The sequence below is a fragment of the Mesorhizobium sp. M0047 genome (assembly GCF_040323315.1).
GTDB lineage: Bacteria > Pseudomonadota > Alphaproteobacteria > Rhizobiales > Rhizobiaceae > Mesorhizobium.
Genome location: NZ_JAMYUW010000061.1, coordinates 14,587 through 29,036, shown reverse-complemented (window position 1 = coordinate 29,036; position 14,450 = coordinate 14,587). Strand labels below are relative to the sequence as shown.

Sequence of the window (14,450 nt, the reverse complement as noted above, 5' to 3'; positions counted from 1 at the left end):
AGGGTGCATGGGTCGCCGCGCTCCTCGAACCAACGGTGATCACTGCCGTCGATCTGCACCAGCTCGCCATAAGATTCCCGGCGCAGACGCGGCTGATGGAATGTCCGGCGCTGCTTGCGCGACAGCCAAATCCCAGCCTCCGCCATCCATTTGCGAAGCGTCTCACGCGATATGGTGACACCATGGTCCTCGGCCAGCTTCTCAGCCGCAAGCGTCGGCCCAAAGTCCAGATAGTGTTCGCGGACGAGCGATAGAGTGAAATCCCGAATGCCGTCTATAATCTGATGGTTCGAACGCCGGCCGCGCGCCTTGTGGCGCAGTCCGCCAGCGCCGTCGACCTGAAGCGTCTTCAAAAGCCTCTGCACTTGGCGCCTGGTCAGACCCAGAACATGTGCCGCGGCGATGGTCGTCATCCGCCGATCAGTGACCTTCGACAGCACCTCTATGCGTTGAAGCTCGCGCTCGCTCATCAAAACCAATCCCACTTGCTGTCTCCCTCACAAACGGCGCCGGGGAGAATGGCATTCAGCAAAGGGGAAGCGACATTCCTACTTTGCAGAAGTGGGACATTTTAACTTTGCTCGTACACGCATAAGGTCGCATAAGATAGATTATGGAACTTTCGTGTTGAGGTAAGGCTGGAAATAGCCCGATGTTTTTCATACGCTGACGGACAGCCGCTTTTCGCCGTCGAAGCCGATCCAAGCCGACAAGATGATCTACCGCCGCAGCCTTCGCCGCATACATTGCTGTCTGCACGGCATCGGTGTGAAGAGCTGTTCCTATCGCGCTGAGTCGTAAGGGATTTCGATCACCATTCCATCATAGGCCGGCTCGACATTGGCTGGGGTCTCAGCCATGACCGCGGCGTAGTCGAGCGGCACATGCATATGCGTCAGCACGGCGTGTCTTGGTGCCAGCCGCTCGATCCATTCAAGCGCCTCGCCAAGTGAGAAATGGCTTGGGTGCGTCCGGTACTGCAGCGCGTCGATGATCAGCACGTCGAGGTCGCGCAGCCGTTCGGCTGTGGCCTCCGGAAAGCCGCTGATATCAGGGCAATAAGCGAGCGCGCCGACGCGAAAGCCGAGCGATATGATGTCGCCATGGATCTGCGGCAACGGCTCGAGGGTGAGGGCACCCCCCTCTCCTTCGATGACCAATGCCCTGGCGTGATCGATGAGATGCGGCTTGACGATCGGCGGATAGGAACTGCCCTGCGGCGTCTCGAAACAGTAGCTAAACGCCTCCCGCAGCCGAAGCATTGTTGCGCTGTCGGCGTGGATATCGATCAACTGGCGCTGATCGAGCACGAAACCACGCAGGTCGTCGATACCGTGAATATGGTCGGCATGTGGGTGCGTATAGACGACCGCATCGATGCGCCTGACGCCGGCCAGCAGCATCTGCTGGCGGAAATCCGGCCCGGTGTCGATAACGACGGTTGTGCGGCTGCCATTGGCCGCGATCCGCTCGACCAGTGCGGCGGTGCGCATGCGGCGGTTCTTCGGATTGTCCGGATCGCAATTGCCCCAGTCGCCGGTGATGCGCGGCGTGCCTGGCGACGAGCCGCAGCCGAGAATGGTGAGGCGCAGCCGGTCGGTCATCGTTCAGGTGCTTTGCTCGGCCAAGCGGGAGGTCGCGGCATCTTGCCGAACAGGCGGAAGAAATTGTTCGTTGTCAGCGCGGCGATTTCAGCCTCGCTGACGCCGATCGTTTCGGCCAGCACCTTGGCGGTATCGGCGACATAGGCCGGCTCGTTGCGCTTGCCGCGAAACGGCACGGGCGCCAGATAGGGCGCGTCGGTTTCGACCAGCAGTCGGTCATGCGGCACATCGGCGGCAATGGCGCGCAACTCAGCCGAATTCTTGAAGGTCAGGATGCCTGAGAACGACACGTAACCACCGAGCGCAACACCGATTTCAGCAAGCCGGCGCCCTGAGGAAAAGCAATGCAGGATGAACGGGAAGGCGCCCTTCCCTGTTTCGTCTTCGAGGATGGCTGCCATGTCTTCATCGGCATCGCGCGAATGGATGACCAGCGGCAATCCTGTCTCACGCGCCGCGGCGATGTGATTGCGAAAGCCCCGTGCCTGCACATCGCGCGGCGCCTTGTCGTAGAAATAGTCGAGCCCGGCCTCGCCGATCGCCACCACTTTTGGATGAGCGGCCAGCCGTACGAGTTCGACCGACGTCACGTCCAATTCTTCCGCGGCATTGTGCGGATGAGTGCCGACCGAACAGTAGACGTCATCGAAAGTTTCGGCGATTTCAATGATTTGCTGGAATCGCTTCACACGGGTCGAGATCGTCACCATACGGCCGATTCCGGCCGCCTTGGCGCGGGCGACAATGGCCTCCCGCTCCTCGGCAAAATCCGGAAAATCCAGATGGCAATGGCTGTCGACGAGCATCAGATGTTCGCGTCCGGCTGTTCGACATAACGCGGAAACACGCCTTCCGGCGGTGGCAATGCGGTGCCAGGCACCAGCGCATAGTCTGCGTGGACATGTGCGAAATCGCGGCTCTGCGCCGGCACCGCCAGCAGGTCGAGCAGCTTGTTGGCCGATCCCGGGACGAAGGGCTGACACAGCAGCGCCACGCGACGCACGACCTCTGCGGTCGTCCACAGCACGGTTTCCATGCGCGCCGGATTGGTTTTCTTCAACGCCCACGGTGCCTCGCCGGCGAAGTATCGGTCGGCCTCCGCCACCACCCCGAAGATTGACGCCAGCGCCAGATGGATAGCCTGCTCGGCCATCGCCTTGCGCGCGCTATCCAGGGCGGCGACGGTCCGATCCAGCATCGCGCCATCGGCATCCGTAAGGTCGCCGCGCTGCGGCACCACGCCGTCGCAGTTCTTGGCGATCATCGACAGCGAGCGCTGCGCCAGATTACCGAGTCCGTTGGCTAGGTCGGCGTTCGTGCGGTTGACGATCGCGTCATGGCTGTAGCTGCCATCCTGGCCGAACGGCACCTCGCGCAGGAAGAAGTAGCGCACCTGGTCGAGACCATAGTGCTCGACCATCGCGAATGGATCGACGACATTGCCAACCGATTTCGACATTTTCTCGCCGCGATTGAACAGGAAGCCATGCGCGAAAACGCGGCTTGGCAACTCGATGCCGGCCGACATCAGAAACGCCGGCCAGTAGACCGCATGAAAGCGGACAATGTCCTTGCCGATGATATGCGTGGCCGGCCAATACTGCCATTTCCCGGCCTTTGTGTCGGGATAGCCGGCGGCGGTGATGTAATTGGTCAAGGCGTCCACCCAGACATACATCACATGCTTGTCGTCGCCTGGCACTGGCACGCCCCATTTGAAGGTCGTACGGGAGATCGACAGATCCTTCAGCCCGGACTTGACGAAGCTCAGCACCTCATTGCGGCGTTCGGTCGGCCCGACGAAATCAGGCTGGCTGTCAAAAAGGGCCAGCAATCTGTCCTGGTAGGCAGAAAGCCGGAAGAAGTAGCTCTCTTCTTCATTCCATTCGACGGGCGAGCCAAGCGGTTCGCGCCGCACGCCATCCTCGCCGAGCGTCGTCTCACCTTCGTCGAAATAGGCTTCCTGGCGAACCGAATACCAGCCGCTATAGCGGTCCAGATAGATGTCGCCATTGGCGGCCATCGCTTTCCAGATTGCCTGGCACGATTCATAGTGTCGCGGCTCTGTCGTGCGAATGTACTCGTCATTCGAGCCGCCCATAGCCTCGGTCATCTCGCGGAAAATAGCCGAATTGCGGTCGGCAAGCGCCAGAGGGGTGATGCCTTCCTTCTCGGCGGTTTGCTGCATCTTGAGGCCATGTTCGTCTGTGCCGGTCAGGAAAAAGACATCCTTGCCGTCCAGGCGCTGGAAGCGAGCCAGTGCGTCGGTTGCAATGACCGTATAGGCATGACCGATATGAGGCTTGCCGTTCGGGTAAAAGATCGGGGTTGTGATATAGAATTTGTCGCGTGACATGAATGAACCGTCATGAATGTCTGAAAGGAAAGGCGTGGCGGTGGATATCGCATCGGGAGGGCGATTGCCATCCCGCTGCCAACGCATGCCGTCCAAAAGTGGCCCCGGTTCTAGGGGCAACGGCATGCATCAAAAGGCCGTCACATTCGCATTGCAGAATTCAGGCGGTCGATCATGGTCAAGGCGTGCTGCTTCTTGTCGAGATTGTAGGTGTCGGTCTCAGATATAGCGTCCAGCGCCTCATGCCAAGTGTCCGACAGGGTTTTGGCCCGTGCCAGGTCGCCCGCCAGCGCCGCCTGGCTTGCCGCGTCCGACAACAGATCCAGCGCCCGGCGGTTGAAGATATCGAACTGGATCGTCTGGTCGCGGCCGGCGACGGCTTCGGCAAGGCGGAACGCGCCGCCGACATCGCTCTTTCTTCCGGTGACCAGAGCGTCGAGCGTGGAAGCGATCTCCAGCCCGCCATACTGCGTCAACAGGATGGCATTGCGCGCGCTACCCCCTGCCCGGCCCACCAAAGCCGCCCGCGCCGCCGGATCGTCAGGCGGCAATGGCTCAGTCGTTTCCAGCACCGCCATCAGGTCGTCGGCGTCGAGTGGCGTCAATCGCACCACCTGACAGCGCGACCGGATCGTCGGCAGCAGGCTGCCCGGAGCATGGACGATCAGGATGAACAGCGTTCGTGCCGGCGGCTCTTCAAGGTTTTTCAGCAAGGCATTGGCGGCATTGGTGTTCATGTCATCGGCCGGGTCGACGATGACGACCCTGTAGCTGCCGTCATGCGAGGTCAGCGACAGGAAGCGGCTGACCTTGCGGATTTCATCGACGGTGACGACTGTCTTGAAACTCTTGGTCTTGTCGTTAAGCGGCCGGGTCAGATGCAGGACGGAAGGATGCGCCCCGGTGGCGATCTGGCGAAACAGCGACGACGCCGGATCGGGCGTGGCAAGGCTTTCCGGCGCCAGCGCGAAATCAGGGTGCTTCAGGAGATGATGTGCGAGATGGAAGGCAAGCGTCGCCTTGCCGATGCCGATCGGTCCGGAGAAGATCAGCGCATGCGGCAGCTTTCCCGCGCGATAGGCGGCGGTGAGCATATCGGCGGCCTGCCGGTGTCCGACCAGGCGTGGCGTTTCGGATGGTTCGGGCACGCCGTCCAGTGTGTCGTGCTGCTCCGGCGCAATACGTTCGAAGATCATGCTGGCGTCGCCCGCATGTTGCGCGCCGGCGTTCTTGACGCCAGCGCCGCGAACACAGCAGCGGTGACGACATTCTCAACCGCATCCGGCTCGGCGGCCGCGTCGATCACGATACAGCGCTCCGGCTCGGCCGCGGCGATCGCCAGGAACGCTTCGCGGCGGGCCTGATGGATCGCCAGCGTCTCTTTTTCGAAGCGGTCGGCGTCTGCGTCGGCGCCGCGCCGCAGTGTTGCGCGTCTCAGGCCCTCGGCCGGATCGATGTCGAAGATCAGCGTCAGGTCGGGCATCATGCCATTGATGGCGACCTGCTCCAGCGCATTCATGAACGCTGGATCGATGCCACCGGTGACGCCCTGGTAGACGCGGGAGGAATCCAGGAAGCGGTCGCAAAGCACGATGGAGCCACGCTCGACCGCCGGTCGGATGACCTGTTCGACATGGTCGGACCGCGCCGCCGCAAAAAGCAACGCTTCCATCTTCGGCCCAAACGGTTCGGCGGCCCCCGAAAGCAGCACGTGCCTGACCGCTTCGGCACCCGGCGAGCCGCCCGGCTCACGGGTAAGGAGGACATCGTATTTCTTGGCGCGCATCTTCCTGGCCAGCCGCTCGATTTGCGTCGACTTGCCTGCCCCTTCGCCGCCTTCGAAGGTGATGAAAAATCCGCGTGCCAACCGAGAGGCCTTCTTGTCCATGCTTGAATGGGCTTGTAGCGCTCTAGATAGTCCGCGTTCGGCGAAACGTCCATGCCGTCGATTTTCTGCTTTTGTGCATATCGTTGCCCCCAAAACCGGGGCCACTTTTGAGCGACATGCATTTAGCGCAGCCAGCCGACCGCCAGCTCCTTGACGGCATCGAGCGCGCGCTGCGGCAGCGTACCGACGCCGATCGATTCGGCGGCGAAAAGCGGTGTCTCCTGACTGAGCGTATCGCCGATCCAGACCCGCAACGCGCCCACCGGCTGCCCCTCTTCAACGGGTGCTGCGACCGGGCCGTTGTAGACGATCCTGGCCGTCAGCTTGTCGCGGTTGGTGATCGGCAGGAAGATGTCGATCGGACCCTTGGCCTTCAGCGTCACCCCCGATTTGGCGCCGCCGAAAACCTGGGCTTCTCCAACGATCTCATCCTTTGCGAAGATTTCGGTCTTCTCGAAGGAGCGAACGCCCCAGTCGAGCAACTTTCGCGCCTCCTCGGCCCGCTCCTTGTCGCTGGCCAGCCCGCTCATAGCAGCGAACACCCGAGTGCCGTTATGGCTGACTGAACCGACGATGCCGAAGCCTGACGTCTCGCTGGCGCCGACCGCCAGGCCGTCGGCGCCGATATCCATCGCCAGCAGTGGATTGCGGTTCCTCTGTGAGATCTTGTTCCAGGTGAAATCCTTCTGGCCATAGTAGCGATAGAAATTCGGATAATCGCGCCACAGGTGCACGGCCAGCTGCGCCAGTTCACGCACAGTCGTCTGCTGACCATCCGCCGGCAGGCCGGTCGAGTTGACGAAAGTCGATGTCTTGAGGCCGATCTGGCGGGCGCGCTCGGTCATCTGCGCGGCAAAACTGTCCTCGGACCCGGACATGCCTTCGGCGATGACGATGCAGCCATCATTAGCCGCCTGCACGACCACGCCCTGAATCAGGTCCTCGAGCCGGACCGCCGACTTGAGCTTGGCGAACATCGTCGATGTTCCCGAAGGCGCGCCACCCTTGCGCCAGGCGTTCTCGCTGACCACGAACGTATCGTCGAGCTTCAGGCGGCCCGACTTGATGGCGTTGAACACCACTTCCATGGTCATCAGCTTGGCCATCGAGGCCGGTGGTATCAGCTTGTCGGCATCCTTCGAAAACAGCACCGTCCCGGTCTCGGCATCGATCATGAAGACCTGCGTGGCCTTGGTCTCGAACAGCTGCGCACGCACTGGAGCCTGCGAAAACAGCAGCAGGCCAAAAACCAGAAGCCCGGCGAGAGGCTGGAGCAAGCGCAATTGCATGATGTTCGACCCATTGGCCGGCCCGGCCGGCAAGCCCGCAAAAACTATCAGGCTTTTTGCGGGGCGGATCAACCGCACAGCGGAAATCCGGCTGGCTTCAGCTCAGTTGCGCACAGCCAGCGCATCCGGCGCGCCATGCGACCATGCTGCCTGCAACAAATCATCCAGATTGCTGTGGCCGTCTGGATAGAGATTGACCGAATACCAATCCTCGCCATCGAGTTCCGAGCGCTGGATCTCGATCTTGCCGAATGCGGCAAGCTGAGCGGCAATGCGCTTGGCCTCCGCTACATCCTCGAACGAACCGGCAGCGACGTAGTCGGTAGCCGAACCCTGCGGCTGTCGCTTCCATGACTGAAGGACATCGGCCGGCGACATACCATCGCCACCCAGTGCGGCGAACGCATTGGAGGCGCGTTCGACCCTCTCGTCCGCATAGGACAGCGAGGCCACGGCAAACGGAGATTGCCGCGGCAAATTGATTTCCGGGCGCTCCGGCACGATCGGGCCGAATTCGGGCAGCGTCAGATCGACGTAATCCGGCGCCTGCGCCGACATGTCCGGCTGGGCGACACCGGAATCGGTCAACTGACCCGGAAACGGCACCGCAGCAGCGCCGGCAGGCAGACTTGGCGACGGTCCGTTCATGGCCACCATGACGCCGCCCGGCAATCCATCCGACGGATCCGGCGCCCTGTTGCCCGGGTGGTAGGAGGCCATCAGATACTGGTCGTCATCGCCGTCGAGCGGTGCACGGCCGACATATTCGACCTTCACTTGAGCGGTGCCGATGTTGGCATAGTCAAGCATCTGGGCTGCGCGCTCCGACACATCGATGATGCGGCCTTCGTGATACGGGCCGCGATCGTTGACGCGAACGATGACCGAACTGCCGGTCGCGAGATTGGTGACGCGCGCATAGCTTGGCAGCGGCATGGTCGGATGCGCCGCCGTCAGGTGGGTCATGTCGTAGACTTCGCCGTTGGCGGTAAGCCGGCCGTGGAAGGCGTCGCCATACCAGGAGGCCAGGCCGACCTTGGCGTAGCGCTTGTCTTCCCGGGGATAATACCACTTGCCGCGAACCTGATAGGGTTTGCCAAGCTGGTCACGGCCGCCGCCGCGTTGCATGCGACCGTTCTTGGAGAACACGCGCGGGCTTGCCTTCACGCCATATTCGGATTCGGAAAAATATTCCTTGGAGCGGGTCTTCTTGTAGACCATCGCTTTCGGCTCAGGCTGCGACGCGCACGCCGCCAGCAAGGCGGCCGAAACGGTAAACAACGCAACTGTGGCAGCGCGACGAAGGCGCGTGTGCGTCACAGCCTGCATTTCCTGATGTCCCCTTCAGTCTCGACCTAGGACGCCGCGTTCAAGCATCAGAGGATGCCAAAACACGTACTCGACGAATATAAAAGACGCCTTGAACCCCGATCCCTTGTGCGCAGGAATTGTTTATCACGATATTAACCGATTGTGGCCAGAACCGGGCAAGAATGTGGCGCCGCCGCCATGCCGAGCACCCCGAAAAGTAACGGCTTTGCGTCGCTGCCTACGCAGCCCACATTGTCGACGCAATGAATGGCGAGGGCGCCGGCCTCATGGTTCGGAAGTCGCTCAAAGTGACCACCTCCTTGCTCGACGGCGAGGCCGGCGTCATCGACAACAACAAGATGTAGCCGGGGCGGAGTTATATCGTTTTACACAACCCCTAATTGCTAGCTCGCGGGACACACCGGCTGTTAATTTAGCCTCAGGGCGAGGAGGGAAAGGTAGCGAACCGGGAGGATATAGCGCATGAATTACGATTTCGGCATCCATCGATCTGAAGAGGATCAGCCTTACGAAGTTACCTCTTTCGCCAAAAAACATGGCTTGACGTTACGCGCTGCGGACGCCGTTCTTTTCGCCAAGGGCCCATCACGAACGGCCTGCGATGCGGCAGCATTGGCTTTCCTCTGTGCAGTCGCCGCACAAGCCAAGAAACAATCGACGCGCTAGCCTTCCGCGACCACGACTCGGCTCGATTTGTTTGGCCGGCGCTATCTCCAACCTGAGTAGGTTGCCGGCGATTATCGTCTTGCTGAAGTTGCAAGCCGCTCGCTTTCCGGAAAGTGGCTTGTGGCTATCTGCGGCGCGCGACCCTCGCGGCCGTAACAAGTCCAGGCCGCATCGACGAGACCGCTTAAGCGAAGGCCCGCCGCCTCATTTGCGAAGCGACGGGCCCTTCCCCACCCACAATCGCCTCCACGCAATTGCGGTGCCAAATTGATTGACCCATTATGGGTCACTAACCGCACCTGTGCTCGCCTCCCTTCCGCGATCACACCATAGGCTAACGTGATCTCGCAGTTCACAATACGACTACAAGCGGTCGATTCCTTAGGGATGTAGCCACTCCAAAAGCCCGCCGCAGGTCGCTCCCGTGGCGGGCTTTTCATCGATTAGGGTTTCGGGCCGGATTGCGGGCTTCCCTCCCATTGGATCGCCTATTGGGGCGGCCCCCCTTAGCGCTTCTTCGGCTTCGGCGTAATTTCTTGAACTCGCACCTTGTCGCCGATCTCCTTGGCCATCGCCAGGGCTTTGGCCTTGTCCTTGGTGGTCAGCACGGTCCGCCAATGCGGCTTCTCGAACACGCTGACAACGTAGGTTGTTACCGGCGTGTCTTTCATCTTATGCCCTCCCCGGAACCCGCACCACTTGGGAGCCGATCGGACGTTGCGCATCCCGATCTTCAGCAGTGATGGGCCGAGCATCGCCTGCCGCAAGCACAACCGTTAGAGATCGCTAATGTTCCGTTAAGCCGTTTTGGTTGGTCGAATGTCGGCTTCCAGTCCTGATTGCCCACCCTCTGTTGGCCTTCAGGAATGCATGTGAAGAACACCGGCCGGCCCGCGGCCTTACACGCCGAGCAGCCGAAGAGCCCGACCAGATCCCAATGCATGGAACCGTGATCCAGGCCAAGCCGATCGATCAGCGCCGGGACGTCCCCGTGGCGGTCACGCAATCCGTCGGTCACGCTCAATATTTATGATTTATGCGCCCATGATGCCCGGGCAGTTGGAAGGCACCGCAGCGGTGGTTGACGCAGCCCTCAATGCCGCACTACAGGAATGAAGTACGAACCAGTCGGCAAACGCCTTCGGTGCCAATCCGGTGCCAAACAGGTCAAAACCGGCCGGACGAGCAAGCCTAAGTGATGAAAAGTCACGATGGAGGAATGGCCGAGCGGTTTAAGGCACCGGTCTTGAAAACCGGCGTGGGTGCAAGCTCACCGTGGGTTCGAATCCCACTTCCTCCGCCACAAATCGAAGAAATCGTAATAACATCAATAGTTTGATAATTCCTGCTTCAGCGCCTCGCTCACGATTCGCGCTGGCGGCGCCTCTGCGCGAACACAGAACCTTTAACCTTTGGAAAGGGGAGATGTGGTTCTTGTCAGAGGCGCAGGCGGCGCGCCGGGGCGAATGCATGGATATCTTTGGCATCAAGGCACTGTTGATCTGCGGGCTGATCTTCATTCCGTTCGAGAATCTGTTTGCCGAGCGGCCGCAGAAGGTTTTCCGCAAGGGCCTGATCGTCGATCTGATCTACATGCTGTTCAACGGCTTCTTCATAAAGATGGCCATGGCCATGATGGCGGCCGGTGTCCTCGGCTTCGCTGCGATCCTTGTCCCGCAATCGATAACCCAGGCCGTCAGTGGCCAGCCCGTCTGGCTGCAGGTTGCGGAAATCATCCTGATCACCGATATCGGCGTCTATTGGGCACATAGGGCTTTCCATAAAATCCCCGCGCTTTGGAAATTCCATGCAATTCACCACGGCATAGAGGAACTGGACTGGCTTGGGGCTTTCCACAATCACCCGGTCGACATCATTGTCACCAAGGCGATATCGCTGACGCCGGTCTATTTCCTTGGGTTCTCCGATGCCTCGATCGCCGTCTTTTCGATGATCTACTTCGGCCACACAATGCTTGTTCATTCAAACGTGCGGATTCCTTTCGGCCCCTTGAAGTGGCTGATCGCCAGCCCGCAATTCCATCGCTGGCACCATGCCAACCAGCGCGAAGCCTATGATAAGAACTTCGCCGGGCAGCTGCCTCTCCTCGACGTCATGTTCGGCACCTATAATGCCACCGGAGACAAGGTGCCGGAGAAGTACGGCGTCGATGATCCAATCCCCTCCACCTATATCGGTCAGACCGGCTATCCATTCCTTCCCCGCAGGAAGCTGTCGAACCGACCAGCGCCGCGCACCGAGGCCTGACATCGACGGGTTGTCACGTCAGGGCGCTTGTCAACTCGGGAAGCACAGGTAAAACTCGGGAGAGCGCAATGCCGCGCCAGCGGCTATTGCGGGTTTTTCCCGTTTGCCTTGAGACCTTTCAGCATGGAATACCACGACGGCGACCTTCAGAAATTCGAAGCGTGTGGCGCTGCCCCTCTTCCGGCCGCAAGTAACGAAGGCCAGGTGGAGCACGAAGGTGCGGAAATCTGGTACGCGACTTATGGGACTGGCTCTCCCGTGATTTTGTTGCATGGCGGCCTCGGCCACAGCGGCAATTGGGGATTCCAGGTTCCGGCATTGGTCGGGGCTGGCCACCGCGTCGTGGTGATCGACAGCCGGGGCCACGGGCGCAGCACGCGCGATGAGCGGCCGTACAAATACGAACTGATGGCCTCCGACGTTCTGGCCGTGATGGACCGTCTGGAGCTGAAGAAGGCGGCTGTGGTGGGCTGGAGCGACGGCGCATGCGTCGCTTTGATCCTTGGCATGACGGCCGCGGATCGCATCGCGAGTGTATTCTTCTTCGGCTGCAACATGGATCCCAGCGGCACGAAGGAAATCGAGCCAAGCCCGGTTCTCGACCGGTGTTTCGGCCGGCACGTCAAGGACTATGCCGCATTGTCGACTACGCCGGACCGGTTCGCTGCATTTGTTGATGCCGTTGGCCTGATGATGAAGACCGAACCCAACTATTCCGCGGCCGACCTGGCACAAATACGCGTGCCTGTGGCGATCGTTCAAAGCGAGCATGACGAGTTCATCAAACACGAGCACGCCGATTATCTCGCCCGGTGCATCCCGGCGTCCGAGCTGATCATTCTGTCCGGCGTAAGCCATTTTGCCCCGTTGCAGCGGCCTGAGCAATTCAACAGCGTTCTGCTGGCTTTCCTCGAAAAAGTTCATTCTTGAGGACGCAGGAAGCTGCATTTCCAACCCGGGCGCTGCCGACGTGGCGTTCGACGGTCGCGCTCGCGGGAGGCTTTTCGCGTCGAATCGGCTAAACCTTCGCGGCATGGACGAGATGTCACTCTATGCGCCGGTGAAGCGGTTCCTCGAAAGCCTCGACTTTGTCGTCAAAGGCGAGATCGGCGGCTGCGACATCGTCGCACTGCGCGAGGGTGAGCCGCCCGTCGTCGTCATCTGCGAACTGAAACTGCAGTTCAATCTCGAGCTGGTGCTGCAAGGTGTCGATCGTGCTGCGGCCTGCGACGAGGTCTGGCTGGCCGCGCGCATGTCGGCCCGGGGCAAGGGCCGCGAAAGCGATGCACGGTTTCGCAATCTCTGCCGCCGCCTTGGCTTCGGTTTGCTTGGCGTGACCGCGACCGACCGCGTTGAAGTGCTTCTCAGTCCGATCGCGCAGGCGCCGCGCAAGAATGCGCGCCGGCGCTCCCGCCTGGTCGACGAGCACCAGCGCCGTCGCGGCGATCCCGTTGCGGGAGGGGGATCGCGCAATCCGATCATGACGGCCTACCGGCAAAGCGCCCTCGCCTGCGCTGCCGCCATGGTGGACGGACCCAAGCGGCCGCGCGAACTGAAGGTGCTGACGCCGATCGCGCCGAAAATCCTGCAGGACAATGTCTACGGCTGGTTCGCGCGCGTCGACCGCGGCCTCTACGATCTCACGGATGCCGGCCGTGCTTCGCTGGTCCGCTGGCCACAGGCGTCGCACGATGAATCCCGACACGCAATTTTGAACGCATCGACCATTTGATTGATCATGCCTGCGGGGTCCGAGGCGGTCCCCTTGGTTGATTCCTCCGACAAAATGTGGTGCTTGTCCCGCCCATGAAGAAGCTCTGCATGACCGCCTTGGCGTCTGTGGCATTGAGTTTTCCGGCCAGCGCAATGGACAGTGCATTGCGCGCAGGCCTGATGAAACTCGATCCCCAAACCCGTCTTGAACAGCGTTGTGACGCCGAAGTGCTCGACCGGATCACCCACGATGACCGCAAGTTCAAAGCCGATCGCGTCGTCGCCTACGCCTTCGCGACGCCCGAGATGGACGTGGATGCCATCAAAAGCCCGGGCGCAGCGTTTCGCAGCAACGGGCAATGGTACCGGCTGAAATTCAAGTGCGAGACGGCGCCCGATCATATGGAAGTTTTGCAGCTGCGCTACCGGATCGGCGACGAGATCCCGGAAGCCGATTGGGCCAAATATAATATCTACGATTGATCTGTGATCGGCCATGGTTTTGCCCAGCTATCGACGAGTGCCGCGGATCCTCTGATCAGATTTGACGTAACGATGCTTCGGTGATGTCGCCACGGGCGATCCCTTGACGCCAAGGGACCACCAAGTTAGGCCCTCTGGATAATCGAGGACCACTCGGCAAATCAGCAAGGGCTTCCGGTCGATGGATATTTTCAGCGCTGCCAGCCTGACGGCCCTGCTCCAGGTCATAGCCATCGACCTCGTGCTTGCCGGCGACAATGCGATCGTCATCGGCCTCGCCGCAGCCGGCCTGCCGGCCGAACAACGCAAGAATGCGATCCTCATCGGTGTGCTGGCGGCAACCGTGCTGCGCATCGGTTTTGCCGCGGTTACCGTCAAACTGCTGGCGATCGTAGGCCTGCTGCTGGCCGGCGGTATCCTGCTGCTGTGGGTCTGCTGGAAGATGTACCGCGAGCTGCGCACATCCCAAGCCGATGAGCTGGAAGCGACCGAGGCGCTGTCGAACCTCGATCTCAACAGCGACAAGGCGGTGGCCGGAAAGGCGAAGCGCAAGACGCTCGGCCAGGCAGCCTTGCAGATTGTCGTCGCCGACGTGTCGATGTCGCTCGACAATGTGCTGGCGGTCGCGGGTGCTGCGCGCGACCATTTCCCTGTGCTGGTCATAGGTCTCGTGCTGTCGATCGCGCTGATGGGCCTCGCCGCGACTTTCATTGCCAAGCTGCTGCATCGCCACCGCTGGATCGCCTATGTCGGCCTGTTGATCATCCTCTATGTGGCGGTGGACATGGTCTATCGCGGGGCGGTGGAAGTCTGGCCGCATATAAACGGCGCGGTCAGCTGAGGCGGCTGCC

15 protein-coding genes and 1 tRNA gene are annotated in these 14,450 nt (G+C 60.9%); 7 read left to right on the top strand and 9 right to left on the bottom strand.

Annotated elements, in window-relative coordinates; translation table 11 throughout:
* From NKJ89_RS33345 to NKJ89_RS33310, 8 genes are all read right to left on the bottom strand, one after another.
* A partial coding sequence (locus NKJ89_RS33345; RefSeq protein WP_352608713.1) for a helix-turn-helix domain-containing protein occupies positions 1–485 on the bottom strand: 485 nt, incomplete at its 3' end.
* 297 nt (positions 486–782) lie between these two features.
* Positions 783–1,604 (bottom strand): MBL fold metallo-hydrolase, encoded by an 822-nt coding sequence (locus NKJ89_RS33340; RefSeq protein ID WP_352608712.1) that lies wholly within the window; start codon positions 1,602–1,604, stop codon positions 783–785.
* Entirely contained in the window at positions 1,601–2,410 is an 810-nt protein-coding gene (locus tag NKJ89_RS33335) for a TatD family hydrolase (protein ID WP_352608711.1), read from the bottom strand. The genes NKJ89_RS33340 and NKJ89_RS33335 overlap by 4 nt, the downstream gene beginning before the upstream one ends.
* Entirely contained in the window at positions 2,410–3,960 is a 1,551-nt protein-coding gene (metG, locus tag NKJ89_RS33330) for a methionine--tRNA ligase (RefSeq protein ID WP_352608710.1), read from the bottom strand. Before metG ends, NKJ89_RS33335 begins: the two co-directional genes overlap by 1 nt.
* 140 nt (positions 3,961–4,100) lie before the next feature.
* Positions 4,101–5,156: a DNA polymerase III subunit delta' gene (locus NKJ89_RS33325; protein ID WP_352608709.1), complete on the bottom strand. Its 1,056-nt coding sequence runs from the start codon at positions 5,154–5,156 to the stop codon at positions 4,101–4,103.
* Positions 5,153–5,827, bottom strand: coding sequence for a dTMP kinase (tmk, locus tag NKJ89_RS33320; protein WP_023757828.1), 675 nt, complete (start codon positions 5,825–5,827; stop codon positions 5,153–5,155). Before tmk ends, NKJ89_RS33325 begins: the two co-directional genes overlap by 4 nt.
* Positions 5,828–5,970: 143 nt before the next feature.
* The gene (locus tag NKJ89_RS33315) at positions 5,971–7,137 is read right to left on the bottom strand and encodes a D-alanyl-D-alanine carboxypeptidase family protein (protein WP_352608708.1); all 1,167 of its coding nucleotides are present in this window, start codon (positions 7,135–7,137) and stop codon (positions 5,971–5,973) included.
* Positions 7,138–7,239: 102 nt separating this feature from the next.
* Positions 7,240–8,466, bottom strand: a complete 1,227-nt coding sequence (locus tag NKJ89_RS33310) for a septal ring lytic transglycosylase RlpA family protein (RefSeq protein ID WP_352608707.1) — start codon at positions 8,464–8,466, stop codon at positions 7,240–7,242.
* A gap of 465 nt (positions 8,467–8,931) precedes the next feature.
* Between NKJ89_RS33310 and NKJ89_RS33305 the strand changes: the two genes are divergently transcribed.
* Positions 8,932–9,135: a hypothetical protein gene (locus NKJ89_RS33305; protein ID WP_032907011.1), complete on the top strand. Its 204-nt coding sequence runs from the start codon at positions 8,932–8,934 to the stop codon at positions 9,133–9,135.
* Positions 9,136–9,641: 506 nt separating this feature from the next.
* On the opposite strand, the gene NKJ89_RS33300 is transcribed toward NKJ89_RS33305, so the two are convergent.
* A complete protein-coding gene (locus tag NKJ89_RS33300; RefSeq protein WP_023757824.1) occupies positions 9,642–9,806 on the bottom strand; it encodes a hypothetical protein in 165 nt (54 codons plus the stop codon).
* 542 nt (positions 9,807–10,348) lie between these two features.
* Between NKJ89_RS33300 and NKJ89_RS33295 the strand changes: the two genes are divergently transcribed.
* The 6 genes from NKJ89_RS33295 to NKJ89_RS33270 all read left to right on the top strand — a co-directional run bounded on the left by NKJ89_RS33295 (position 10,349) and on the right by NKJ89_RS33270 (position 14,440).
* Positions 10,349–10,438, top strand: a tRNA-Ser gene (locus tag NKJ89_RS33295).
* Positions 10,439–10,560: 122 nt separating this feature from the next.
* Entirely contained in the window at positions 10,561–11,403 is an 843-nt protein-coding gene (locus NKJ89_RS33290) for a sterol desaturase family protein (protein WP_352608706.1), read from the top strand.
* A 123-nt stretch (positions 11,404–11,526) separates the two neighbouring features.
* Complete coding sequence (locus tag NKJ89_RS33285) at positions 11,527–12,333, top strand: alpha/beta fold hydrolase (RefSeq protein WP_352608704.1); 807 nt, start codon at positions 11,527–11,529, stop codon at positions 12,331–12,333.
* A gap of 103 nt (positions 12,334–12,436) precedes the next feature.
* The gene (locus NKJ89_RS33280; protein WP_352608703.1) at positions 12,437–13,135 is read left to right on the top strand and encodes a DUF2161 domain-containing phosphodiesterase; all 699 of its coding nucleotides are present in this window, start codon (positions 12,437–12,439) and stop codon (positions 13,133–13,135) included.
* A gap of 56 nt (positions 13,136–13,191) precedes the next feature.
* Positions 13,192–13,599 carry a DUF930 domain-containing protein gene (locus tag NKJ89_RS33275; protein ID WP_352608702.1) on the top strand — a complete coding sequence of 136 codons (408 nt, stop codon included), beginning with the start codon at positions 13,192–13,194 and terminating at the stop codon, positions 13,597–13,599.
* A 181-nt stretch (positions 13,600–13,780) separates the two neighbouring features.
* Entirely contained in the window at positions 13,781–14,440 is a 660-nt protein-coding gene (locus tag NKJ89_RS33270) for a TerC family protein (RefSeq protein ID WP_023757814.1), read from the top strand.
* The last annotated feature ends 10 nt before the right edge of the window (positions 14,441–14,450 follow it).